The following is a 24,899-nucleotide window of genomic DNA, read 5'->3' on the forward strand; positions in this document are numbered from 1 at the left end:
CACCAAGACATCCCCTTCGAACGCATCGTCGAAGCCCTCAACCCACCCCGCCTCCCCAACCGCCACCCCCTCTTCCAAACCATGCTGGAGGTCATTACGGGCGGCGATGCGGAACTGCTGATACCGGGTGCGAAGGCCGAGGCGCTGCCCACCAACCTCGACATCGCGAAGTTCGACCTCAACGTGAGCGTCTACGCCGGGCTCACCGAGGAGGGACGGCCGGGTCCGCTGTGGGCGGCCGTCGGGTTCGCTGCCGACCTCTTCGAAGCCCGTACGGTCCGCAGGCTCTTCGACCGGATCATCCGCGTCCTGGAATCCGTCACCGCCGACCCGGCCCAGCGCATCGGCACCATCGACCTCCTCGGGGACGAGGAGCGTGCGGAGCTGGACCTCCAGGCGACCGGACCCGAGCCGGACACCTCGGCCTTCCCGGAGTCCTCGCTCCAGGAAGCCTTCGGGCGACAGGCCGGCCGGACGCCGCACGCGGTGGCGGTGCGCTGCGCCGGGCGGAGCCTGACGTACGCGGAGCTCGACGAGCGGGCCAACCGGCTGGCGCACCGGCTGATCGCCGCGGGTGCGGGACCGGAGCGCCCGGTGGCGATCCTGATGAGCCGCACGGTCGAACTCGTCGTCGCCCTGGCCGCCATCCTCAAGTCCGGTGCGTACTACGTGCCGCTCCACAACGCCTCCCCGCTCGACCGCATGCAGGTGGTCATGGAGGAGTGCGGCGCGCGGGTCCTGCTCACCGACCAGGTGATGCGGACGCGCGGACTGCCCGAGGCGCCCACGGTGCTGCTGGCCGACGAAGACGGTGGCGAGATGCCCGCCGTACCGACGCCCGCGCCGTCCGTCCCCGGTCACCGGGAGCAGCTCGCCTACGTGATGTACACCTCGGGATCGACGGGCAAGCCCAAGGGCGTCGCCGTCACCCACCAGGACGTCTTCGAGCTCATCAGCGACTCCATCCTGGTTCCCGGGGACCACGACCGGGTACTGCTGCTCACCCCCTACGAGTTCGATCCGTCCACGTACTCGTTCTGGTACCCGCTGCTGCACGGCGGGACGAGCGTCATCGCGCCGGAGGAGGACCTGACGGTCGACCGGCTGGCCCGGTTGATGCAGGAGGAGCGGATCACGGGCGTCGATGTCACCGCGGGTCTGTTCCGGGTCATGGCCGAGGAGCACCCGGAGTGCTTCGCCGGGGTCCGGGTCGTCATCACCGGCGGCGACATCGTGTCGCCGGTGGCGGTCCGCCGTGTCCTCGATCACTGCCCGGACCTCCTGGTGCGCAGCAACTACGGGCCGACGGAAACCACCCTGTTCGCGACCTCCGCCCCGTGGCGCAAGTCCTCGGACGTCCCGGCACCGGTGCCGATCGGGCGCCCCCTGGACGGCATGTCCGCCCATGTCCTCGACGACGCCCTCAACCTGGTGCCCAGCGGGGTGACCGGCGAGCTGTACCTGGCCGGGACCGGCCTGGCCCGGGGCTACCTGAACCGGCCCGACCTCACGTCGGACCGCTTCGTGGCCAACCCGTACGGCCCGCCCGGCTCCCGCATGTACCGTACGGGCGACCGGGTGCGGTGGACCGCCGAGGGGCTCATCGACTTCGTCGGCCGCGCCGACAACCAGGTCAAGATCCGCGGGTTCCGCATCGAACTGCCGGAGATCGAGTCCGTACTCGCCTCCTTCCCGGGGATCCGGCAGATCGCGGTCATCGCCCGGGAGGACCGCCCCGGCGACAAGCGGCTGGTCGCGTACCTCGTCGGCGACGGTGAGATCGACCTGGCGGCGCTCGACCGGCACGCCCGCCGGTCGCTGCCCGAGTACATGGTCCCCAGCGCCGTTCTGGTGCTGGACAGGCTGCCGCTCACGCCGAACAACAAGGTCGACTACCGGGCGCTTCCAGCGCCCGCGCTGCGGGCGAGGGAGGGCCGCCCGCCGCGCAACCCCACCGAGGTCACCCTGTGCGACCTGTTCGCCGACGTCCTCGGCGTGGAGGGCATCGGGATCGACGACAACTTCTTCGAACTGGGCGGCCACTCCCTGCTGGCGACCCGGCTCATCAGCCGGATCCGCGCCGCCTTGCACACCGAACTGCCCGTCCGCGCGCTCTTCGAGGCGCCCACGGCCGCCCTGCTGGCCGGCCGGCTCGGCCAGGACCCGTCGGGCGGCGCCTCCGGGGGCTCGCTCGATGTGCTCCTGCCGTTGCGCACGAGCGGCGGACGGAACCCGCTGTTCTGCGTCCACCCGGCGATCGGCCTCAGCTGGTGCTACAGCGGACTGCTGGCCCACCTCGACCGCGACCAGCCGGTCTACGGGCTTCAGGCCCGTGGTTTCAGCCGGCCCGGCAGTGAGCCGCAGTCCTACGACGAGGTGGTGAGCGACTACCTGGCGCAGATCCGCTCGGTGCAGCCGCACGGCCCCTACTCCCTGCTCGGCTGGTCGTTCGGCGGGGTCGCCGCGCACTCGCTGGCCGTACGGCTGAGGGAGGAGGGCGAACAGGTCGAGTTCCTCGGCGTGCTCGACGGACACCCCTCGGCGGTCGACCCGTCCGCCGAGCTCATCGGCTACGACTCCGCGGGTGTGTGGCCGGCGCTCTCCGCCTCGGTGGGCCATGCCCCGGACGCTCCCGACAGCCCTCTGGCGGAGCTCGGCCCGGACGGTTTCGCCACGCTGGCGCGCGTCTTCGTCGACGTGTCCAACCTGCGCGGGACCTTCGATTCCGAAGTCTTCGACGGCGCCATGGTCTTCTTCGCCGCCACCGTCGACGCCGCCGCGCACGACCCGGCGCAGGCCTGGGCGCCGCACGTGACCGGGGGCATCGAGGTCCACTCGATCGACTGCGCGCACGGCGAGATGACGGCGCCCGCCCCCCTGGCCGCCATCGGCCGCGTCGTGGCCGGGCACCTGAACAGCCCCTCCCGCATCCCGTCCTGACCGGACGCCCAAGCCACTCGCACGTCAAGCCCACTCACAAGAACGGAGGCGGTTCCATGGCATCCGGCACCCTTCCCGAACGCGTCGTCATCAAGATCGGGACCTCGTCCCTCATCACCGGAGGGCAGCCCGACCGCGCCAAGCTCGCGGCCGTCGCCGACGCGGTCGCCGAACTGCGCGCCGACGGCATCCAGGCGGTCGTCATCGGCTCCGGCGCCATCGCCGCCGGCCGCGCCAGGCTGGCCGCGGCGGGTACCTCCGCCGACGCGGCGGAACCGCAGCTGGCGGCGGCGGTCGGCCAAGGCCTGCTCTTCGAGGCCTTCCGGGCCGCCTTCGAGGACCGCGGCCTCATCGCGGCGCAGTTCCTGTTCACTCCGCTCGACCTGACCGGACCCGAGCACGGGGACAGTGTCAGGACCGCGCTGGAGGCCGCTCTCGACACCGGGCTCGTTCCCGTCGTCAACGAGAACGACGCCGTCATGGTCCGCAACAACGACGTCCTGGCGGCCCTGCTCGCCGGCTCGCTGCGGGCCGCCCGGCTGCTCCTCCTCACCGATGTGCCGGGCCTGTACGAGAGCGACCCCCGGCGCAACGCCGGGGCCCGGCGCATCCCCGAGATCGCCGTCATGACGCCCGAGGTGGAACGGCTCGCCGGTGTCGCGGCCCGGGGGCTCGGCACCGGCGGCATGCCCGCCAAACTGTGCGCCGCCTGGATCGCCACCTTCGCGGGGGTGCCCGTCGTCATCGCCGGGTCCGACACCGAGGACGCGGTCGTGCGCGCCGTACGGGGCGAGGCCATCGGGACACTCGTGCACCCGCGCGTTCCGGAGAAGGAACCGGACCTCGGGCGGCTGTGGCGGTCGTTCTCCGCACCGCCCTCCGGGCGCCTGCTGTGCTGCTCCGAGACCGCCTCGGTCGTGGCCGGCGGCGGGGTGCTGACCACCCAGCACATCCGCGGTCACGAGGGGGACTTCCCGGCCGGGGCCGTCGTCGACGTCACCGACGCGGACTGGAGGGTCGTCGTCCGCGGCCGTACCCGGCTCAGCTCCGCGGACCTCATCGAACTCACGCACGCGGGCACCGGCCCGGCCGTGCTCGACCACACCGATTACGTCAGCCTTCAGGAGGCCTGAAATGACCGCTCCCACCACGACCACCGCCACCGCCACCACCGACACCGACACCGTCACCGTCACCGACGTCTGCCGGCGTGCCCGCGAGGCCTCGCTCGTCCTGCGTGAGCTGACCACCGAGGCCAAGGACCGGGTGATCGCGGAGATGGCGGATGCCATCGACGGCTCCGGCGAGCGCCTGAAGGAGGCCAACGCGCTCGACGTGGCCGCGGCCCGGGAGGCGGGTACCTCCGCCACCCTCATCGACCGGCTGACCCTCACCGACAAGCGCATCGCCGGCATGACGCAGGCCATGCGCACGATCATCGACCTGCCGGACCCGGTGGGCCAGGTCGTCGAGGGCCGTACCCGCCCCAACGGCATCCAGATCGAGCACGTCCGCGAACCCCTCGGCGTCGTGGCCGTCATCTACGAGGCGCGCCCGAACGTCACCGCCGACGTCGCCGCCCTCTGCCTCAAGTCCGGCAATGCCGCCGTCCTGCGCGGCTCCTCCATCGCCCTGCACACCAACGCGGCGATCGCCGACGTGCTGGCCGAGGTCCTGCGGCGCCAGGAGGACGTGCCGGACCACGCGGTCCAGCTGATCCGGGACTCCTCCCGCGAGGCGGCACTGGAACTGCTCAGGGCCGAGGAGTACGTCGACCTGCTCGTCCCGCGCGGCGGCCCCGGCCTGATCAAGACGGTCAAGGACAACGCCACCGTGCCCACCGTCATCGACGGCGACGGCAACTGCCACGTGTACGTGGACGCGACGGCCGACCTGGCCATGGCCACCGACATCATCGTGAACGGCAAGACGTCGCGCCCCAGCGTCTGCAACGCCGTCGAGACCCTCCTCGTGCACGAGGACCTCGCCGCGACGTGGCTGCCGCAGGCCCTCGACGTCCTGCAGGGCCTCGGTGTCGAGGTCCGCGGCGACGACCGCACCCGCGCGGTGTGGCCGGCGGCGGCCCCCGCGCGGGACACCGACTGGGAGACGGAGTACCTCGACCTCGTCCTGGCCGTGAAGGTCGTCGAGGACCTCGACGACGCCATGGGGCACATCAACCGGTACGGCACCCGCAACGCCGAGGCGATCGTGGCGCAGGACATCACCGTCGCCCGGCGGTTCGCCCGTGCGGTGGACTCCGGCAGCGTCTTCGTCAACACCTCCACCAGGTTCTCCGACGGCGGCGAGTTCGGCTACGGAGTCGAGATCGGGGTCTCCACGCAGAAGCTGCACTCCCGGGGCCCCATGGGCCTGGAGTCGCTCACCTGCGTGAAGAACGTGGTGTGGGGAGAGGGCCAGATCCGTGTTCTCTGACACCGCCCGAGCCACCCTCCCACCGCTCGACGACAGCGGTCGGCCAGCACCGAAAGACGCCTCGATGATGAAGACGCTCCAGTACTCCAGCCTCATGGACACCGTGTCGGAGGCGTCCTCGATCAGGCTCAACAACCGCATCTACGAGATGCAGGCCGCCGGCATCGACGTCATCACGCTCTCGCTCGGCGAGGCGTTCTTCGACATCGCGACCCCGTCCTTCGAAGGACTCCCGGCCGTCAAGATCCACCACTACTCGCACTCGCGCGGCGTACCGCTGCTGCGGGAGAAGCTCGCCAAGTACCATCTGGGCGCCTCGGACGTGCAGGTGGACCCCGAGACGGAGATCATGGTGACCGCGGGCTCCAAGGCCGCGATCTACATGACCCTCACCGCCCTTCTGGAGCCCGGTGACGAGGTGATCATCCCGGAGCCGCTCTGGGTGAGCTACCCGGACCAGGTGCGGCTCGCCCGCGGCGTCCCGGTCGTAACGCCCTGGTACGACTCGGTCGCGGACATGGAGTCGTACATCACCCCGCGCACCCGGGCCATCGTCGTGAACAACCCGCACAACCCCACCGGCCGCAGGATGGGCGCCGCCGAGCTGCGGGACCTGCACGATCTCGCCGAGCGGCACGGCCTGTTCCTCATAGCGGACGAGGCCTACCACGAGTTCGTTCCGGAGGGCGAGACCTTCGTCTCCGCGCTGGAGGGCGACCCCGACAAGCGCCACACGATCGTCTGCAACTCGATGTCGAAGAACTATGGGATCTCGGGCTGGCGCATCGGATACCTCATCGCGCACGCACGCCTGACGCAGCAGATCCTCAAACTCCAGCAGCACATGGTCACGTGCGCCCCGACCATCCTCTGCCACTATCTGGCCGAGCACTTCGAGACGATGCTCGAGCAGACGCGTCCGCAGATCCAGCGGGTGGTGCGGACGCGCAACAAGCTGGCCGCACTGCTCGCCGACCGCGGTGTGGAGTGCATGCCCGGCGACTCCACCTTCTACCTCTTCGCGTCGCTCGGCGCGTCCCGGCTGAACTCCGAGGAGTTCGCCGAGCTCCTCCTCACCCGCTACGGCGTCGGCGTGGTCCCCGGCATCGGGTACGGCGCGTCGTGCGACCGCTTCGTGCGCATCTCTGTGGGCGCGGAGAGCGAGGAACGGCTGATCCGCGGCGTCTGCGCCGTCGCCACCCTCATCGAGGAGACCCGGTGACCGCCTCCGGGCAGCACGCCATCGCCTTCGTGGGGTGCGGACGGATCACCCGCGCGATGGTGCGGGGGCTGCTCGCCGCCGGGCACGCCCCGGAACTCCTGCGGGGCGTGTCCCGTACCGGCGCGGGCGCCCGGGCGCTCGCCGCGGAGTTCGGCATCCGTTCGGCGGACTCGCTCGCGCAGGCCGTACGGGACGCCCCGGTCGTCGTCCTGGCCGTGCATCCGCACGAAACGGCCGCCGTGCTCGCCGGACTGGCCGGGGTCACGACGCCGGAGCAGATGCTGCTCTCCCTCGTCGCGTCCTGGCGCACGGAAGCCGTCGCGAAGGCGCTTCCCGGGGTGCCCGTGGTCCGGGCGGTGCCCAACGTGGCGATCGCCGTACGGGAGGGGGTGACCGTGCTCGGTGAAGGGGCCGGCGTCCGCCATCTGGACACGGCGCATAAGCTGTTCGCCGGACTGGGCCGGGTGATCCTCGCGGAGGAGGATCAGCTGGAGGCGGTGAGCGCGCTCTCGGGTGCCGGGCCCGCCCTGGTCGCGTACTTCGCGAACGCCCTGGCCGCGGCCGGCGCCGCCCACGGCATGTCCGAGGAGATGGCCGCCACGCTCGCCGGGCACGCGGTGCGCGGCACGGGCTCGCTGCTGGCCGGCGGCGTCACACCCGCCTCGGTGATCGCCTCGGTCACCTCGCCCGGCGGCATGACCGAGGCGGCCCTGCGCACGCTCGACGCGTGCGCGCTGCCGGAGAGCACCCGACGTGCGGTCGACGCGGCGGTGCGGCTGTCCTTCGCACGACTCGTCACCGCCTGAGACCCAGCGCCCAGGCCTCCCGACCCCGCTCCCTACCCCACTTGGAGACAACTTGACCAGCAAGACGGCCATGCCGAAGGCGTTCCAGCGGGTCTGGCTCGCCTCGGGCGCGTCCTCGTTCGGCGACGGCGTCTACCTGTCCGCATTGCCGCTGCTGGCCGCCAGCCTGACCCGCGACCCGGTCCTGCTCTCCGTGGTCTCCGCCGCGGCCCTGCTGCCCTGGCTGTGCTTCGGGCTGATCGGCGGAGCGCTGGTGGACCGCTGGGACCGGCGGCGCACGATGTGGATCACCGATGCGGCCCGTGGCGTGCTGCTCCTGGCGGCGGTGGCCGGGGCCGCGGCCGGCTGGCTCGGCGTCCCCCTGCTGATCGGGCTCGCCTTTCTGCTGGGCATCGGACAGATCCTGTTCGACACCGCGGCGACCTCGTACCTCCCCGAGATCCTCAACCGCGACCAGTCGCTGCTCAAGCGGGCCAACGCGCGGCTGCGCGGCACGATGGACGTCCTCGACGGTTTCGCCGGTCCGCCGGCCGGCGCGGCCCTGTTCACCCTGGGCCGTACCTTCCCGCTGATCACCAACGCCCTGTCGTTCCTCTTCAGCTCGCTGGTGATCCGCTCGCTGCCCGCGAGCCCGCCCAAGCCCCGGGTCGCCAAGAACTCGCTGCTCAAGGACGCCCGCGACGGCGCCGCGTACCTGCTCCGCGACCCCCTGCTCCTCGGACTCTCGCTGCGTCCCGCGCTCGGCAACTTCGCCTTCAGCGCCGGCGCCGCCGTATTCGTCCTGTTCGCCCAGGAGGAACTGCACCTGGGGCCGGTGGGGTACGGAATCCTGCTCACCTCCGAGGCCCTGGGAGGCCTCCTGGGCAGCGTCCTGTCCGGATGGCTCAGCAACCGGCTGGGCACGGGCGGCGCGCTGATCCTGACGGCCGCCCTGCTGACGGCCGCACAGGCCTCGATCGGACTCACCGACAGCGCTGTGGTGGTGGGCGCGGGGATGGCCCTGCGTGCCGCCGGCCTGGGTGCCACCATCGTGCTGGCCGCGTCGGTCCGCCAGTCGGTCGTCCCGGACGAGCTGATGGGCCGGGTCTCCGCGGCCAGCCGGCTGATGGCCCTGGGAACCGCCCCGGTCGGTGCGCTCTTCGGCGGGTGGCTCGCCACCGTGGGCGGCCTGCGCGCGCCGTACCTGATCGGCTCGGTCTTCCTGGCCGTCAGCACGCTGCTCAGCCTGACGATGACCTCGAACGCCAAGGTCGAGGCGGCGCTGGCCAAGGCGCGGGCGGACCGCGAGAAGGCCGAGAAGGCCGAGAAGGCCGAAGCGGACTCCGGCCCCGCCCCCGTACCCCAGGCGTAGCCACGACGAAGGCCCGGCCGCATCCGTGGATGCGGCCGGGCCGGTGGTTCGGTGCCCCGGACCGTGCGTCGTCAGGGCGTCAGCGGACGGCGGTCAGGTCTGGACTCGCGACCGGTCGCCGCCACGGGTGTACATGCGGTTGATCCAGGTGAAGAAGGCGTCGGCGACCTGGGTGCGCTGGGGTTCGGGCATCATCGTGAACCCGCCGTGGGCCGTGCTCCACTCGTTGAGGACGGGGCCCGAGTCGGTCATCAGCCAGTCGACGCAGAGCCACTGCGCGTCGAGGCTCTTCGCGATGCGCTCGCAGTGGTCCGCGACCTCCAGGTGGTCGTCGTTCACCTCGATCGATCCGCCCTGGCTGACGCTGGCCAGGTAGCCGTCCTTCTTGGGGCGGCGGGTCAGGGAGGAGACGACCCGGCCGTCCGCCATGTAGACGCGCATGTCGCCGTGGTGGGCGATGAGGGGCTGGATGATGTAGCCGGAGTCGCTCTGGGCCACGATGTCGATCGCTGCCGCCAGCTGCTGGTCGGACTCGGTGCGCAGGACGCCCGTGCCGCTCGACATCTCCCGGGGCTTCACGATGTACGGGCCCGCGCCGAGCACGCGCCGGGCCTCGGCGATCGCCCTGCGGGCGTACTTCCCCGGCGGGATCGCCACCGTGCCGGGGGTCGGGACACCCAGGCCCGCCGCGTGTTGCAGGAGGGCCAGCTTGTCGCGTTCGAGGTAGTCGGGGCCGTCGAAGGAGCGGTTGAGGAGGACCGAGTCGCTCGACGCGATGGTGCGGTAGACGGCGCGCAGGGCGTGCAGGCCCTGGGGGTCCGTGCTCATGTCCTCGACGATGTAGCACTGCTTGTGGTCCAGCAGGTCTTCGCCGCGGTAGCGCAGGACGGGCTTGCCCGCGCACGAGGGGATCAGTTCGGTCGCGCGGATGACCCGGAAGTCGAATCCGCGCGGCTGCGAGAGGGCGGAGTAGCGGCGGGTGATGCTCTCCTCGAAGCGTTCCACCTCGGCCGGGTCCGAGTCCTCCGACTGGTAGATCCATGTGATCAGGCCGTTCACGCCGCGACCTCGTCCCCGCGGAGCAGGCCGCTGCCGGCCGGGGCCTCGGCCGGGTCGCCGCCCGTGAGGGACACCTTGTTCCGCTCGTCGACGAACACCACGTGCGGTACGAGGGCGCGGGCCTCCTCGTCGGAGACCTGGGCGTAGGCGATGAGGATGACGAGGTCTCCAGGGCTGACGAGGCGGGCGGCGGCGCCGTTGATGCCGATGATCCCGGAGTCGCGGGGGCCCTCGATGACGTACGTGGACAGCCGGGCACCGTTGTTGATGTTCACGATGTCGACGCGCTCGCCGGGCAGCAGGTCCGCCGCCTCCATGAGGTCGGCGCTCACCGTCACGGAGCCGACGTAGTGCAGATCGGCCTGCGTGACCGTGGCCCGGTGGATCTTGGACTTCATCATGCTGCGGAACATGGCGGGTTCTCCCTGAGGGGTTGGGGGTGGGGTGATCACGGTGGGTCGTGCGGGTGGTGCGGGTCGTGCGGGTGGCGCGGGTGGTCAGCGCAGGGTGACGGCCACGTTCGGCAGGGCGCCGTGGCCGTTGATGCTGACCACGCCCTCCTGCTCGGGCGGGAGGTAGCGGACCATGCAGCCGCCGTCGCGGCCGTCGAAGAGGAAGGGGCTGAAGACCGGCAGGACCTCGGCCCGCTGGGTGGCGCACCCGTTCTCGTCCATGAACTCCATGGCGTACGGGACCGGTTCCACGTACTCCTGGACGATGTGGTCCTCGGCGGCCGCCGCCAGGCGCACCGCCCGGCGCCAGACGTCGGGGGCGCAGGTGCGGCCGATCAGCACCTGTTGGCCGCTCATGCCGATGGCGGGCTTGAGGACGAAGTCCTCGGGGTGGCCGAGGAGCAGCTCCGAGACGGGCGCGTCCCGGCCGCGCCACCGCGCCGCGCGGTCGCTGACGACGCGGGTCCAGGGGAGGTAGCGGTCCACGGCCTGCCGGTCGGCGGCCGTCATCCAGGGCCGGCCTTCGGAAACCCAGCCCAGCACCTTCTTGTTGGCGATCAGATAGGCGCTCTGGGAGGCCAGGAGCGTGCAGCCGGCGTCCAGTGCCTCCCGTACCGGCGCGAAGCCGATGCCCCTGTCGCGCCACTCCAGGACGGTGAAGTGGCGCAGGCCCAGCCGGAAGCGGGGGGCTCCGCAGGCTCCGGTGACCGCGGGCAGCTCCTCCGGCTCGAAGAACTCCGCGTCGAGGCCCCGGCGGCGCAGGGACTGCGCCTGGAGCTCGAAGTAGCTGCGGGGCGCGTGGGCGTAGTCCCGGAGCGAGCCGAGTACGGCGACGGCCGGTTCGACGCGCAGGTCCCGTACGGCTCTGACGAAGATCTCGTCGCGCACGGCCAGGGGGTCGACGGCGCGGAAGGGCGTCCGCCCGGGGCCGCCGAAGGCGGCGGTCCAGGCTCGGGAGTGCAGCGCCGTGTCCACCACGCCGCCGATGCCGGAGCCGATGTTAAACTCCAGGAACTTCGGTCCGCTCGCACTGACCAGGACGTCGGGGCGGGCCATGCAGGTGGCGTAGGCCTCCTCGGCGGGACCGTCCATGAACAGCGGGTACATCTCCGGGTCGGCGCCCAGGGCGGCGACCCGGCCGGCCGCGGTGGGCGCGGACTCCAGCAGGGTGCGGCGCAGCAGCCGGAGCAGGACCGCGGACGCCGTGAAGAGTTCGTCGTAGGAGGCGCGCGGGAGCACCACCGGGTGCGCCGAGGCGGCCGTCGGCACGGCATGGGCGTACTCCCCCTCCCTCACCAGGCCGAGCTCGTCCACGACGCGCGGCAGGGGGAGGCGGGATCCGAGCGGGAGCGGGGTGGAGCCGTACCAGGGGACGGATGCCCGCGCGGGGGCGCTCACGCGAGCGCCGTCTCGGAGGAGGGGGACGGGCAGGGGCCGGAGGGGACGGACGCCAGGAAGGTGTCCAGGTCGATCCGGCGTACGCGCTCCACCCCGGGCGACTTCGCCGAGTACTCGGTGCGCGCCGGGCGTTCGGCGTCGTGGAAGTAGACGGCCTCCAGGGCCCCGTCCGCGCCTTCCGCGAGGACCGGGTTGGCCACGAGGAAGTCCCGGACCTGCGGGGTGTCGCGCCGTACGGCCAGCCACAGCCGTTTGCCGCCGAAGTGGTTGGGCGGCAGGACGACGCGGGTGCCGAAGCGGCGCTTCCACTGGTAGGTGCCCTTGCTGAGGAAGGGTTCCGTGCCCTGGAAGTCGAGCCGGCTCACGCCGTTGTCGGCGCACCAGCCGATCAGGAAGTGGTAGATGGCCTTGAAGGCGCCGTGGTCGTAGTGCTCCTGCGCGCCGTCCCGGACACCGAGCAGGCGCAGGGTCAGCGCACCCGTCGTGCGGTCCCGGTGGCACAGCGCGCCGCCGACGGGCTCGCCGTCCTGGGACAGCGCGAACATCCGGCCCGTGCGGAACAGGCACTCGTAGGACACGTCCTTGGTCTCGGTCCGCTCCCGCGCCCCGTGGCGGTTGAACATCGTGGGGCGGTAGAAGCGGTCGTAGAAGACGTCGAACCACTTCGGATCGCGGACCGGGCTCCACGACCAGTCGGTGCGGCGCGCGTCGCGGTTGAACTGCTCGCGCTCGCGCTTGGAGATGCGCCGCCGGGCCGTTCCCTCTTCGTCGGCGGGGTCGAAGTCGATCACGAAGTGCACCCGCATCGGGATGACGAGGGAGGCCGCCGAGGGCAGCCGTCGCGCCCGGGTGGCGCTGGTGCCGACGATGGTGATGTCCGCCTCGGGCAGCCGGCCGGGGGACGTGAGGTCGCGCCCGGTCAGCTCCGTCGCCTCTCGCTCGGCGGCGTGCGTACCGCTCTCGCGGCGCAGTTCGGTGAAGTCGAGGGTGTAGGCGAGCCCTTCGGCGAGGCCGGAGTAGCTCACCGACAGGCCGCCGAGGTCCGATCGGACGGCGGGGAAGACCGCCCGGTTCCGGGTGTCCCAGGCGGTCCGTGCGTACATGAGCCCCGGATTGCTGCTGTTGCGCCAGAGGTATCCGGCACGCATGCGCAAGCGGTGGTGGATCGGAGATCGCGGGCGGGGAGCTGCTGGGGACACGGGTTCTTCCTCGGCGGTGGGTGAGGGCGGGGGCCGGTGGTCGGGCCCGCCGGCCGGTGGTCGGGCCCGCCGGCCGGTGGTCGGGCCCGCCGGCCGGTGGTCAGCCGGCCGGCGGGCGGCCTGCGGGCGGCCTGCGGGCGCGCGGGCCTGGTCGGCTCAGAGGTCGGCGGCGTAACGGACGAGCCGGCGCATGGACTCGACGTCCTGGACGGAGTGCGCGTCGCGGGCGGTGATGTCGACGAAGTCGCCGGCCGCGTAGCTGCCCGAGCCGTGCACGAGGATGTCCGCCTGCGGTACCAGGCCCCGGTCGATCGCGTTGAGGATGCCGGTGACGGCCATGACCAGCGACCATTCGCGGACCGCCGTCGGGTTCGCCGGGAGGTCGATCCCGGCATCGGAGAGGAAGGCCCGTACCTGTCCGTACCGTCCGAGGCACTCGGCGAGGGAGACGACGATGCCGCCGCCGCCCTGGCCGTGGATCAGTTCGTTCATCCGGGCCGAAGTGGGCGGGTTGCGGGTGTAGAAGGTCGGGTCGAGAACCTCCTGCGGGTCGAAGGTGACCGCGGGGAACCTCGGGTTCTCCTTCTGCGTGAAGAGCCCGGTCCCGTTCTCGTACACGTACGCGGGCAGGTGCCGCGGGTCGGTCGAGCCGTCGTTGTAGAGGCTCAGCACCATGTCCGGTGCGCCGAGGTGCTGGACGAGGAAGTACTGCGAGGCGGGGGTCCGCGCGCGGTCCTCAGCGTGCAGGGTGGTGCGGCCGTACGCGTGACCGAGCAGGCCGTACGCGCTGGAGACGGCGTGCACGTGCAGGCGGGGCTCCTCTTCGGCGGCCGGGAAGAACTCCGCCTCGGCCAGCGCCCGGACCACGTCCGCGGCCAGGTAGTTCTCCAGCTGGAGGGTGTACCAGACGTGGGTCTTCCGGTCGGTCTCCAGCTCCTCGGAGTACTGGTCGACGAAACCGCGGGCGATGGCCTTGACCGTGCCGGGGTTCTCGCCGCTGTACACGGCGATCGGGTTGCGCCTGCGCAGCTCGCGGTCGGTGAACAGCTCCGTGCTGCGCAGCTTGCCGACCGATCCCTCCGGGACGACCACGACGACGTTGAGCTGGTCGGCGGCGACGAGGCCGCAGTCGATGGCTCGCAGGACCGCGTCGCGCATGGCGCTGGCCTTGTTGGCCGACGACGGCGTGACGATGGTGACGCGCTGCCCGGTGTCCTGGATGAAGCGGACGGCCCGGGCCACGATGATCAGCGAAGCGAAGGTCTTCGTGGTCATCGTCGCGGGGTTCTTCGTCAGGTCCAGCAGGGCCAGACGCTTGCCCCGGTAGGACCCCATGGGCGAGTGCGCCAGGCCGGACACCGAGAGGTAGGCGGTCATCTGCGGGGTGAGTTCGGGGAGTTCGACGCCCGGTGTGAACTCGGCCGCGGCCGGGGCGGCCGGGCCGGCCGCGGCGTTCGCGTTGCCCAGCAGGTCCCGCAGAGCCGCCCGGACTTCTTCGTAATAGTGAACGAGAGCGTTTTCGAGAAGCATGTCTCTTTCCCATCTGAATCTGCGGTTCTGTGGGGTTCGGTGAGGGCCGGGCCCCGGGCCGGGCCCTGAACGTAGCCCCGCCCCCAGGGCCCCAGGAGGAGGTTGGCAAGAAATTGCCAACAGGGCCGGACGGGGCCGGATCGTCCGTAGCGTTCCTCCCGCACCCCTGCGATCAGGAGCAGACATGACTTCCTCCCCGCCCCCGCCCGAACAGGCGTACGCGGACCGCGGCCTCGCGCCCGAGCAGGCGTACGTGGACCTCTTGCACGCCCGGGTCGACGGCCTGCGCGCGGAGCTGGCCGGGGAGCTGGCCGGGGAGCTGCGCGAACGGGCGGGGACGGCGCAGGGGCGGCTGGAGCGCGGTGCGGCCGTGGACCGGCTGGGCCGGCAGCTCGCTTCGCTCGACGCCGCCGAGAACGGGCTGTGCTTCGGGCGCCTCGACCTCGCGGACGGCGGCCGCCTCTACCTCGGCCGGATCGGCGTGCGCGGCGTGCGGCCCGAGGACGATCCGCTGATGCTCGACTGGCGCGCACCGGCGGCCCGCCCCTTCTACACGGCCACCGCCGTCGCACCGCAGGGCGTGACGCTGCGGCGGTACCTGCACACCCGGGGCCGGACGGTGCTCCGGGTGGACGACGAATGGCTCGCCGGCGACCGGGCCGCGCCCGGGGACGTCCGGCTGTCCGGCGAGGCGGCGCTGCTCGCGGAGCTGCGGGCGGACCGGACCGGCCGCATGCGGGACGCCGTCGCCACCCTGCAGGCGGAACAGGACCGGATCATCCGCGCCCCGCACGCCGGGGTACTGGTGGTGCAGGGCGGCCCTGGCACCGGCAAGACGGTCGTGGCCCTGCACAGGGCGGCGTACCTGCTCTACTCCGACCGCCGCCTGAAGGACCGGGGTGTGCTGGTACTCGGCCCGAACCCGGTGTTCCTCGGCTACATCGGCCAGGTGCTGCCCGGCATGGGCGAGACGAGCGTGCTGCTCTCCTCGCTCGGGGAGCTCTTCCCCGGGGTGTGCGCCCGGCGCGAGGACCCCGGGGCGGTGGCGGAGGTCAAGGGGCGGGCGGTGATGGCCGACGTACTGGCGGCCGCGGTGCGTGCGCGCCAGGCCGTGACGGACGGCCCGGTGGACGTGGTGATCGGCGGCGAGGCGCTCCGGCTGGAGCCCGCGACGCTGGCCGCCGCGGTGGCCCGGGCGCGGGCGACCGGGCTCCCGCACAACCGGGCCCGCCCGGTCTTCTGCCGGGCCGTCGTCGAGGAGCTGGCCCGGCGCCTGGCCCGGGTGATCGCCGACATCGAGGCGCGGTTCGAGGAGGAGCTGGCCCCCGACGTCGATTTCGCGGAGGTGGACCGGGCGGCCGCCGGGGACGTCATCAGCGTGTTCGGCGAGGGCGCGCCACAACTGGACATGGCGGGGGCGGCCCGCCTGGAACTCGCGGAACGCGTGGAGTTCTGGCTCGACGCGCTGCCCCGCGACCCCGTGGTGCGCCGGCTGCTGGCCTCGCTGTGGCCGGAGCTCAGCCCGCAACGGCTCCTGGGCGACCTGTACGCCGACCCGGAGCGGCTGGCCGCAGCCGCGCGCGGGCTGCTCACCGAGGCGGAGCGCGCCCTGCTGACTCCGTCCGGCCCGGACGCGGACTGGTCGCTGTCCGACGTTCCCCTGCTCGACGAGGCCTCGGAGCTGCTCGGCGCCCCGGCCGACAGCGGCCCCGACCCGGAGTCGGCCGAACGCGCCATGGAACTCGCCTACGCCCAGGGCGTGCTGGACGTCGCCCGGGGCTCGCGTGCGGGGGAGGACGCGGACGGAGCGCAACGCCTGGGCGCGGCCGACCTGCTGGACGCCGAGCGGCTCGCCGACCGCCACCGGGAGACGGACCGGCGCACGACCGCGGAGCGCGCGGCGGCGGACCGGGCCTGGGTGTTCGGCCACGTGATCGTCGACGAGGCGCAGGAGCTGTCGCCGATGGTGTGGCGGCTGCTGGTACGGCGCTGCCCCACCCGCTCGTTCACGGTGGTCGGCGACTCGGCCCAGACGAGCGAGGCGGCGGGCTCGGCCTCCTGGTCCGAGGCGCTGGAGCCGTTCTTCGGGACCCGCTGGCGGCTGGAGCAGCTCACGATCAACTACCGGACGCCGGCGGAGATCATGACGGTCGCGGACCGGGTGCTCGCCGCGATCGACCCCGCCCTGGAGCCCGCGACGGCGGTGCGCGCCGCAGGCGTCGAGCCGGCACGGGAACGGGTGCCCCGCAGCCGCCTGGCGGCCCGGCTGGCCGCCGTGGTGGCCGGGGAGGCGCAGCGGCCCGGGGGCGGCAGGATCGCGGTCCTCGCCCCGGGGAAGGACGTGGAGCGGCTGGCCGGGGCCGTCCGGGCCGAGGTCCCGGACGTCTCGTGGGGGCCGGACCCCGACCTGGAGCGCCGGGTCGTCGTGCTGACCGTCCGCCAGGCGAAGGGGCTGGAGTTCGACACGGTGGTCCTGGTCGATCCGCAGGCCGTGCTCGACGGCTCGGCCCGGGGTCTGGGCGACCTCTACGTGGCGCTGACACGGGCGGCCCGGCACCTGCTGATCCTCCACCCGGGGCGGATACCCGCCGTTCTGGACGGGGTGAAGGAGAGCCGTGGCAATTGAGGGAATGGAGAGAATGCCCGCAATGCCGGGGCAGTTGACGCAGGATCGGCGATCTGCCTATAAACCCGTATGACTTCAAGCGCACAGCAAGGCACCGATATAGACTCATCCGCCCCATCGTCGAAAACTCCGCTTCGCGCGATGCGAGGATTCCGCAATTTCTGGCTTTCCAGAACTGTTTCCGGACTCGGTTCGGCCATCACCACGGTGGCATTGCCGGTGCTGGTGTACCAGGAGTCGAAATCCCCCCTGCTGGTGTCCTTGGTGGCCGCCGCGGGGACCCTGCCCTACCTGGTGTTCGGGCTCGTCGCGGGCGCCGTCGCCGACCGGATGGACCGGCGCCGCCTCATGGTCGTGACGGACTGGCTGAACGCGCTCTGCCTGGCGAGCGTCCCGCTGGCCTGGGCCCTGGACGCCCTGACCGTCGCGCAGGTGATCGCGGTGGCCCTGGTGTCGTCCAGCCTCGCGCTGTTCTTCGACGCGGGGGTCTACGGGTTCGTGCCCTCGGTCGTGGGGAAGGAGAACCTCTCCCGGGCCAACAGCGCCCTCTACGGCGCCGAGACGGCCGTGCGGATCGCGGGAAGCGCGGTGGCCGGCGCGCTGATCGCCTTCGTCGAGCCGGTCGGCACCCTGGCCGTGGACGCACTGACCTTCGCCGCTTCGGCCTTGCTGATCAGGGCCGTCGCCGACCGGTCCGCGGCCCGCGCCACGCCCCCGGCCGCCCGTCCGGGCTTCCGGGAATCCATCACCGAAGGCATGGCGTTCCTCTGGAACCATCCGACCCTGCGCCTCATGACGGTCGTCGGAACCCTGCAGTCGTTCTCGGGCGGCGCGATCGTCGGACAGCTCGTCGTCTTCGCCGACCGGGGTCTCGGAATTCACGGTACGGATCCCCGGATCGGGTTTCTTTACACGGCGTGGAGTGCCGGTGGAATCGGTGGAGCGCTGATTCTTCCGCGACTCCTGCGCCACTTCGACGCCTTTCGGATCCTGCTCGGGACGCTTCCGGCCGGAGCGGCTCTGGGACTGGTGGTCGTACTCGTTTCCGACTGGCGGATCGTGCTGGTGGCACTGGCCGTCTGGGGCTGCGCCTATCTCGTCGTGCTCGTCAATACGATGACGTATTCCCAGGAGGTCACCCCCGCCGGACTCCAGGGCCGGGTCAACACCACCCGGCGCATGCTCTCCTCCGGCCTCGGGGTTCCCCTGGGGGCGCTGGTGGCCAGCTCGGTGACCGTGCGGTTCGGCATCCAGGCCGGCATGTCCACGGCCGTGCTCGCCATCGGATCGGCCGCGGTGATCGTCTGGGCCGTCGCGCTCAAGCGGACGATCCGTCCGGTGTCCCTGTGAGGGGCTAGGCCGACACGATCCGAAAGAGACGGCCTCGGTGTGTTGCCGATCAGGCCGGGCTCGGCCGTCGGGCTCAGCGATGCCGGGCCTCATGCGCGATCAGCAGCGGCTTCAGCGACGGTTGTGTCCGCAAGCGCGACACGACCGTCAGGCCCGGCCTGGTCAGCGCCCTCAGCACCAGGGGGGCGACGGCCGCCCCCCAGGCGAACCCGGCGACGACGTCGTGGACGTAGTGCACTCCGAGGAAACTGCGGGAGAGCGCCGTCAGGACGGCCACGGGCAGGGCGAACCAGAAGGCCGTGCGCCACACCAGGAGCAGGGTGAAGGCCGCACCTGCCGCGATGGCGGAGTGGTTGCTCGGGAAGGACCAGTCCCCCGGTTCCGGGCATTCGGCGATCGGCGAGGTCCCGCGGACCGCCCGGCAGGGGCGTTCCTCCTTGATCCAGCTCTTCAGGACCTCACTCAGGAAGTACGCCGCACCGGTGGCGACGGGTGCGAGCAGCGCGAGCGTCATCACGCGGTCGGAACCCCGCCGGGCGCGCCACCAGGCCCCGAGGAACAGGACCGGCAGGACGAGGATGCCGCCCTCGGTCCCGAACTCCGCCAGGTGCTGGAACCACGACGGAGTACCGGCGGCGAACTCGGTGATGTCCTTGTAGAGATCACCACCGAGATCGGATCCGCCATCGGCGGTCACGCGTGGTGCGGTAGTCACGATCGGGCCTCCCCAGCCTTCGCGGTGTTGTTCATGAACACCAAATTACGAAGCGGCGAGCTTTCGGACATTGCACGAAGGGCAGGGCGCAACCCAACTTTCGTCCAGTACCACCACCACGACGGATCCCCCGATGTGCCGGCCGATCCCGCTCATGGCCCGCTCATGGACGGCTCATGGCCCGCTCATTCGAGGACATCAGGGCCGGCTTCGTGCGCGACGACCGCGGCGGCGGCCCGGTTCTCCACTCCCAGGCGGGCCAGGATCGAGCTGACATGCGCCTTGACCGTCCCTTCCGCCACCTGGAGGCGCCGGCCGATCAGCGCGTTCGACTGCCCGTCCTTCACCAGGCCGAGCACCTCCCGCTCACGGGTGGTGAGGGCGGACACCTTCTCCCGGGCGGCGGACCGGCGGGCGGCCAGCGTGCCGGAACCGCTGGAGGCGAGGTGGGCGACCACCCTGGCCGCAACTGCGGGCGGCAGGTACGCGGCGCCGCCGGCCACGGCCCGTACGCCCACGATCAGTTCCTCGGGCTCTCCGGACTTGATCAGGAAGCCGGCGACTCCGCCTCCGAGGGCCCGCAGGATGTAGTCGTCCTCCCCGAACGTCGTCAGCATGACCACGCCGGTGTCCGGCACGGTACGGCGGATCTCGGCGGCCGCCTGGAGTCCGTCGACCTCGGGCATCCGGATGTCGAGGACCGCCACGTCGGGGCGGTGCCGCTGGACGAGTTCGACGGCGTCGCGTCCATTGGCCGCCTCGGCGATCACGTCGAGCTCGGGATCGGTGGCGAGCACGGCCCTCACACCTGCGCGGATCATCGCCTCGTCGTCCGCGATGAGCACCCGGATCACCGGGCGCTCACGGGGTGAGCGCGTCCAGGGACGCGATCCTGCCGCCCTTGAAACAGATCCGGTACGCGTCCCCCGACCGGTCGTCGAACCGGTCGGCCGTCATGGCGTAGTACTCGCACGTCACTCCCTCACCTTTGGGTTCGGGCGCCCCGGGCCGGTCCGTCGTCTGACGGTCCGGAAGCACCCGCTCGATGTCGAAACGGTCCTGTCCCACACGCAGCCGGGCATAGTCGCCCGGGTCGAGTACCGACCATGAGGCCGTCATCATGTTCCAGCCCGTCAAAATGACACTGATCACGCCGCCGGTGATCAGCGGGACCATCCCCGCGGCGACCAGCGTGCGGCTGACCCGCCGGCGGGCACGCCGATGCTCGTGTGTCAGGTCGGTCGGGCTCTGGAGGGCCTGGGTGGCGGATTGCGGCGGCCGGGGAACGTGCGGCAGGCGGGCGGAAATGACGAAGCCACGGCCGCGAGCGCCGTACTCGAAGCGGCCGCCGACCAGGCGCACCCTTTCGTCCAGGCCCACCAGGCCCCGTCGGCCACCCTGGCCGGGCCGCGCGGGCGCGGAGGAGGGTGGCGGGCCGTTCTCCACCACGACCGTGGTCTCCGTGGCGGCGTGGGAGAGCGTGACGGTCGCGTCCGCGTGCGGCGCGTGCTTGACCGCGTTGGTCAGCCCCTCCTGAACCACGCGGTACGCGGCCCGTTCGACGGCCTTGTGCAGGCCCTCCACCTCGCCCTCGACTCGGAGTTCCACCGTCAGACCGGCTGCCCGCGCCTCCTCGACCAGCCGTTTGATGCTGGTGTCCGACGGCCGTGCGGGTGCTTCGCTGAGCACCCCGATGACGTCGCCGAGCCGCTCCACTGCGGAGGCGGCCTTCGCCCTGATGTCATGGGCGGCCTGGCGGTTCTGTTCCGACAGGCCCGGGGCCAGCTTGAGCGCGCCCGCCGAGAGGGCGATCAGGCTGAGGTCGTGGCCGAGGGAGTCGTGCATGTCCTGGGCGATGCGCGCCCGCTCACGCAGCCGGGCCTGTTCGGCCACCAGCCGTTGCTCCCGTTCGAGGTGCTCCGCCCGCTCCCAGCCGGCCCGCACGAGTTCCTGGTACTGCGACCAGAACCGGCCTGCGAACCAGGGAAGCATCACCGCTCCGACGACCACGGCCGCGAGCCGGCTGCCGGAGGAAAGCCAACTGGGCATCACGAACGCCGCGGTGACATCCACCGCGAGCACGGCGACGAGGCCCAGGGCGGTTCTGCGCAGGGGGCCGGGCCTGCGCCCCGCCATGAATGCCGCGATTGCCGTCGGCAGGGCCAGCCACGCGCTGAGCAGACTCAGACAGGCCATGGCCGAGGCCGCCGCCGAGAGGAGGGCACCTGGGTCGGCGAACCACCGCCGGCGGGACTGCCGCCCGCGTACATCCGTCACGCCGTCGGGAGTTGTTCCGATCATCCGGCCGACAGTACCGAGTCCGCACTGCCTGCCGGATCCGTCGAAAGCTTACTTCGATCCCCGGTGAGGGTCCGTCTTGGTTCTCCGGCCCTACCAGGGGATGGGGCCGGTCTCGGTCAGGAAGGCGGCCGTCGGGGCGGGGCCGTCCGCCGTGGCCAGGGTGACCGCCACGGCTGCGCCTTCCTCCGCGGTGCGGATGCCGGAGTGGCGGTTGAGGTCGGTCGCGCAGTAGCCGGGGCTCACCGCGTTGACCAGGATGCCTTCCGCGCGCAGTTCGTTGGCGTAGAGCACGGTGATCGCGTTCAGCGCGCTCTTCGAGGTGCAGTAAGGGAGGAGGAGGGAGGTGTAGGCGGACCACGGGCCGGCCGGGTCGGCCATGTGGGTGAGGGAACCCAGTTCGCTGGACATGTTGACGATGCGTGCGGCGGCGGAGCGGCGCAGCAGGGGGAGCATCGCGTGAGTCACCGCGATGACGCCGAACACGTTGGTCTCGTAGACCTGCCGGACGGTGGCGGCCCGGGTCTCACTCGGCTTTTGCTGTCCGGGGGCGATCGCGGCGTTGTTGACGAGGATGTCGAGGCGGCCGAAGGCGGCATCGATGTGCTGGGCGGCGGCCTGGACCGAGGCCTCGTCGGTGACGTCCAGCGGAACGAACCGTACGTCGGCGCCGCCCGCGCGGAGTTCCTCGGCCGCCGCCTCGCCGCGCTCGGTGTCGCGGGCGCCGATGAGCACGGTGATGCCGCGGGCCGCGAGCCTGCGCGCCGTTTCCTTGCCGATGCCCTTGTTCGCCCCGGTGATGAGAGCGGTCTTCTGCGAAGTCGTCATGACACCCAGGTTCTCCTCACCCACGGGGTGCGGGGAAAGACCGGAAGGCTCTGGATCTATAGTCCACGGATATGAGTGAGCTGGAGGTGCGGGAGCTGAGGTACTTCATCGCGGTCGCCGAGGAACTGAACTTCAGCCGGGCCGCCGGGCGCCTGGGAATGGCGCAGCCCCCGCTGTCGAAGGCGATCGCTCAGATGGAGTCCCGGCTCGGGGTACGCCTGCTGGAGCGCACCACCCGGCAGGTGCGGCTCACCGACGCCGGCCGGGTGCTGCTCGACCAGGCCCGGATCGCGGTCGACGCGGTGCACGCGGCGGGGCGGCGAGCACGCCGGGCCGGCCAGCCGGCGCCGCAGCTCGTCGTGGCGGTCAAACCGGGAGGCGACGCCGGGCTGTTGAGGGAGGTCCTCGCCGCCTACCGGGGAACGGGTCCGCATCTGCCGCCGCCCGAAGTCGTCGTCGGCGGCAGCGGAGAGCCGATCGCCATGCTGCGGGACGGCCGTGCCGACGTGGCGCTGCTGCGCAGCCCGTTCGACGCTCGTGGGCTGGATTCCCAGACGCTCGTGATCGAGCCGCGGCTGGCCGTCCTCCCCGCCGCGCACCGCCTGGCCGGACGCCGGCGGCTGCGGCTGAGCGACCTCAGGGGCGAGCCGATCCCCCGCTGGAAGGGGGCCTCCCCCTCCCACACCGCGTACTACACCGGATGCGACGGAGCGGGCGCGGGCGACGGCCGCACGGACGTGGCGCCGGCCGACGCTCCCGAGGGGCCGCTCGTGGCCGGCGTCGAGCAGCTCCTGGAGGTGGTCGCGCTGGGGCAGGCGGTGGCGTTCCTGTCGCGCTCCACCACCGAGCGCCACCGGCGCCCGGACATCGCCTACCGGCCGGTCACCGGCCTCAGTCCGAGTGCGGTCATGGTCGCCTGGCCGGAGACCTCGCGATCCCCGGCCGTCGCCGCCTTCGTCCAGGCCGCCCACGACGTCGCCGCCCACCACCCCGACCACATGACCGCACTGGCCTGACCGGCGCGGCGCGCACTCAACCGACGGGGCCGCGCCCACCGTTGGACGGTCACGCCCGCACGCCCGCACGCCCGCACGCCCGCACGCCCGCACGCCCGCACGCCCGCACGCCCGCACGCCCGCACGCCCGCACGCCTGCACGCCGGCCCTCCGGACCGAGGACGGCCCGGACCGCGATCCGTCGTGACGGTTCAGCGGGAGGATGCCCGGCCGTCGTCGACGCGTTGCGTTCTCCGAGAGGCGCTGATCGCCGAACTGGCTGATCCGTCAAGGGCACTTGGTGGATCGACAGAATACCGGCGGGTAGTGCACAAGATCGTTTCGGGGCAGATGAAGATCAGTTAGCCTCATATTTCCACTCCTGATGTGCGCATGACATGCGCACCGGCGGGGCCGTGATGTGGCGCCGCATCCGGACACCCCTCGCCGTCATCCGCCGCCATCGCGGCTCGGATCGAAATCGAGAATCACTCATGGCTCAACGCATTTCGGCGATGCTGCTTGCCGCGGCTTCGCTGGCCAGTGGGGCTGTCCTCATGGCCGCGCCCGCTCAGGCGGCCTCCTGCACCCCCGACAACGCCTGCCTCTACTCGGACTCCGACTTCGGCGGATACAAGCGGGACGACTACAGCTCCCGGTCCAAGTGGGAGGACATCTACTACGCCGGCACGCCCAACATCCCGCTCTACTGGGACGACAACTACCTCTTCAACGTCAGCTCCATCGACAACTGGGACACGGACACCAGGATCTCGGTGTACTACAACTCCCAGTGGCTGGGCCCCTGCTTCAAGATCGCGGCGTACGGCTACGTGTCCAACATGGCCTACATCACCCTCAGCAGCGGCAAGCAGGCCAACGACGTGATGAACGGTCACCTCTTCGGCAACAACTGCTCCGGAACCGTCTACAACTTCTGATCGCCGCCGCCGAACTGGGCTATTCGCCAACAGGACTTGGCGGATCAGCAGAACACCGGCGAGTAGCTTTCAAGATCGTTTCCGCGTCTCTCAAGATCGGCTAGCCTTCGATTTCCACCTCTGATGTGCGCATGACATGCGCACCGGCGGGGGTGTGATGTGGCGCCGCATCCCGTTCATCCCTCGCCGTTCACCGGCCGTAATTCCGGCATGGATCAAGAACAAGGAACATTCATGATTCGACGCACTTGGGCAATGCTGCTCGCCGCGGCATCCCTGTTCACCGGGGCGGTCGTCATGGCCGCGCCCGCGCAGGCCGCCTCCTGTACCCCCGACAACGCGTGTCTCTACTCGGACTCCGACTTCGGCGGATACAAGCGGGACGACTACAGCTCCCGTACCAACTGGGCGAACATCTACTACCCCGGCACCCCCAACATCCCGCTCTACGCCGGTGACAACTACATCCTCAACGTCAGCTCCATGGACAACTGGGACACCGACACCCGGATCTCGGTGTACTACAACTCCGCGCACTGGGGTCCGTGCTTCAAGATCGCGGCCTACGGATACGTCTCGAACCTGGCCTACATCACCCTCAGCAACGGCAAGCAGGCCAACGACGTGATGAACTCGCACCTCTTCGGCGACAACTGCTCGGGAACTGTGTACAACTTCTGATTCGCCGGCTCATGACGGCGGTGGGGCGGAGGCCAATTCCGCCCCACCGCGCACATCCACTCTATCCAGGGG

Annotated in this window: 20 protein-coding genes; 11 read left to right on the forward strand and 9 right to left on the reverse strand. The window is 71.5% G+C overall.

Translation table 11 applies throughout. From position 1 onward, the window contains the following. The 6 genes from ACWCP2_RS25590 to ACWCP2_RS25615 form a co-directional block, all read left to right on the forward strand. The coding region (locus ACWCP2_RS25590) for a non-ribosomal peptide synthetase (protein WP_450910917.1) at nt 1-2,940 on the forward strand (2,940 nt) is incomplete at its 5' end. 56 nt (nt 2,941-2,996) lie between these two features. Beyond that, entirely contained in the window at nt 2,997-4,073 is a 1,077-nt protein-coding gene (gene proB / locus ACWCP2_RS25595) for a glutamate 5-kinase (RefSeq protein ID WP_450910918.1), read from the forward strand. A 1-nt stretch (nt 4,074) separates the two neighbouring features. Further along, nucleotides 4,075-5,376, forward strand: coding sequence for a glutamate-5-semialdehyde dehydrogenase (locus tag ACWCP2_RS25600; protein WP_450910919.1), 1,302 nt, complete (start codon nt 4,075-4,077; stop codon nt 5,374-5,376). 64 nt (nt 5,377-5,440) lie between these two features. Beyond that, nucleotides 5,441-6,598 carry a pyridoxal phosphate-dependent aminotransferase gene (locus ACWCP2_RS25605; protein ID WP_450910920.1) on the forward strand — a complete coding sequence of 386 codons (1,158 nt, stop codon included), beginning with the start codon at nt 5,441-5,443 and terminating at the stop codon, nt 6,596-6,598. Continuing rightward, nucleotides 6,595-7,404: a pyrroline-5-carboxylate reductase family protein gene (locus ACWCP2_RS25610; RefSeq protein WP_450910921.1), complete on the forward strand. Its 810-nt coding sequence runs from the start codon at nt 6,595-6,597 to the stop codon at nt 7,402-7,404. Before ACWCP2_RS25605 ends, ACWCP2_RS25610 begins: the two co-directional genes overlap by 4 nt. Before the next feature lie 52 nt (nt 7,405-7,456). Continuing rightward, nucleotides 7,457-8,755 (forward strand): MFS transporter, encoded by a 1,299-nt coding sequence (locus tag ACWCP2_RS25615; protein WP_450910922.1) that lies wholly within the window; start codon nt 7,457-7,459, stop codon nt 8,753-8,755. Nucleotides 8,756-8,848: 93 nt separating this feature from the next. Here ACWCP2_RS25615 and ACWCP2_RS25620 read toward each other — a convergent pair whose 3' ends face one another. The 5 genes from ACWCP2_RS25620 to ACWCP2_RS25640 all read right to left on the reverse strand — a co-directional run bounded on the left by ACWCP2_RS25620 (nt 8,849) and on the right by ACWCP2_RS25640 (nt 14,393). Continuing rightward, on the reverse strand, nt 8,849-9,814 hold the full coding sequence (locus tag ACWCP2_RS25620) for an ATP-grasp domain-containing protein (protein ID WP_450910923.1): 966 nt from the start codon (nt 9,812-9,814) through the stop codon (nt 8,849-8,851). Beyond that, complete coding sequence (gene panD / locus ACWCP2_RS25625; RefSeq protein ID WP_450910924.1) at nt 9,811-10,227, reverse strand: aspartate 1-decarboxylase; 417 nt, start codon at nt 10,225-10,227, stop codon at nt 9,811-9,813. Before panD ends, ACWCP2_RS25620 begins: the two co-directional genes overlap by 4 nt. A gap of 84 nt (nt 10,228-10,311) precedes the next feature. Then, nucleotides 10,312-11,664 carry a hypothetical protein gene (locus tag ACWCP2_RS25630; RefSeq protein WP_450910925.1) on the reverse strand — a complete coding sequence of 451 codons (1,353 nt, stop codon included), beginning with the start codon at nt 11,662-11,664 and terminating at the stop codon, nt 10,312-10,314. Continuing rightward, the gene (locus ACWCP2_RS25635) at nt 11,661-12,812 is read right to left on the reverse strand and encodes a hypothetical protein (protein ID WP_450910926.1); all 1,152 of its coding nucleotides are present in this window, start codon (nt 12,810-12,812) and stop codon (nt 11,661-11,663) included. Before ACWCP2_RS25635 ends, ACWCP2_RS25630 begins: the two co-directional genes overlap by 4 nt. A gap of 207 nt (nt 12,813-13,019) precedes the next feature. Beyond that, nucleotides 13,020-14,393: a DUF6002 family protein gene (locus ACWCP2_RS25640; protein ID WP_450910927.1), complete on the reverse strand. Its 1,374-nt coding sequence runs from the start codon at nt 14,391-14,393 to the stop codon at nt 13,020-13,022. 184 nt (nt 14,394-14,577) lie between these two features. Here ACWCP2_RS25640 and ACWCP2_RS25645 point away from each other — a divergent pair, with 184 nt between their 5' ends. Beyond that, the gene (locus ACWCP2_RS25645; RefSeq protein ID WP_450910928.1) at nt 14,578-17,019 is read left to right on the forward strand and encodes a HelD family protein; all 2,442 of its coding nucleotides are present in this window, start codon (nt 14,578-14,580) and stop codon (nt 17,017-17,019) included. 69 nt (nt 17,020-17,088) lie between these two features. Next, nucleotides 17,089-18,369 carry an MFS transporter gene (locus ACWCP2_RS25650; protein WP_450910929.1) on the forward strand — a complete coding sequence of 427 codons (1,281 nt, stop codon included), beginning with the start codon at nt 17,089-17,091 and terminating at the stop codon, nt 18,367-18,369. Between the two features lie 73 nt (nt 18,370-18,442). Here the strand turns inward: ACWCP2_RS25650 and ACWCP2_RS25655 are convergent, their stop codons facing one another. The 4 genes from ACWCP2_RS25655 to ACWCP2_RS25670 all read right to left on the reverse strand — a co-directional run bounded on the left by ACWCP2_RS25655 (nt 18,443) and on the right by ACWCP2_RS25670 (nt 22,210). Continuing rightward, on the reverse strand, nt 18,443-19,084 hold the full coding sequence (locus ACWCP2_RS25655; protein WP_450910930.1) for a phosphatase PAP2 family protein: 642 nt from the start codon (nt 19,082-19,084) through the stop codon (nt 18,443-18,445). A 185-nt stretch (nt 19,085-19,269) separates the two neighbouring features. Further along, nucleotides 19,270-19,938: a response regulator gene (locus tag ACWCP2_RS25660; protein ID WP_450910931.1), complete on the reverse strand. Its 669-nt coding sequence runs from the start codon at nt 19,936-19,938 to the stop codon at nt 19,270-19,272. Between the two features lie 7 nt (nt 19,939-19,945). Continuing rightward, nucleotides 19,946-21,385, reverse strand: a complete 1,440-nt coding sequence (locus tag ACWCP2_RS25665; RefSeq protein ID WP_450910932.1) for a sensor histidine kinase — start codon at nt 21,383-21,385, stop codon at nt 19,946-19,948. A 90-nt stretch (nt 21,386-21,475) separates the two neighbouring features. Beyond that, nucleotides 21,476-22,210 (reverse strand): SDR family oxidoreductase, encoded by a 735-nt coding sequence (locus tag ACWCP2_RS25670; protein WP_450910933.1) that lies wholly within the window; start codon nt 22,208-22,210, stop codon nt 21,476-21,478. Nucleotides 22,211-22,281: 71 nt separating this feature from the next. Between ACWCP2_RS25670 and ACWCP2_RS25675 the strand changes: the two genes are divergently transcribed. From ACWCP2_RS25675 to ACWCP2_RS25685, 3 genes are all read left to right on the forward strand, one after another. Continuing rightward, nucleotides 22,282-23,226, forward strand: coding sequence for a LysR family transcriptional regulator (locus ACWCP2_RS25675; RefSeq protein WP_450910934.1), 945 nt, complete (start codon nt 22,282-22,284; stop codon nt 23,224-23,226). Nucleotides 23,227-23,699: 473 nt separating this feature from the next. Continuing rightward, nucleotides 23,700-24,146 (forward strand): hypothetical protein, encoded by a 447-nt coding sequence (locus ACWCP2_RS25680; RefSeq protein ID WP_450910935.1) that lies wholly within the window; start codon nt 23,700-23,702, stop codon nt 24,144-24,146. Nucleotides 24,147-24,380: 234 nt separating this feature from the next. Next, a complete protein-coding gene (locus tag ACWCP2_RS25685; protein WP_450910936.1) occupies nt 24,381-24,827 on the forward strand; it encodes a hypothetical protein in 447 nt (148 codons plus the stop codon). Nucleotides 24,828-24,899: the final 72 nt, after the last annotated feature.

The organism is Streptomyces sp. NPDC002104, from assembly GCF_053593795.1.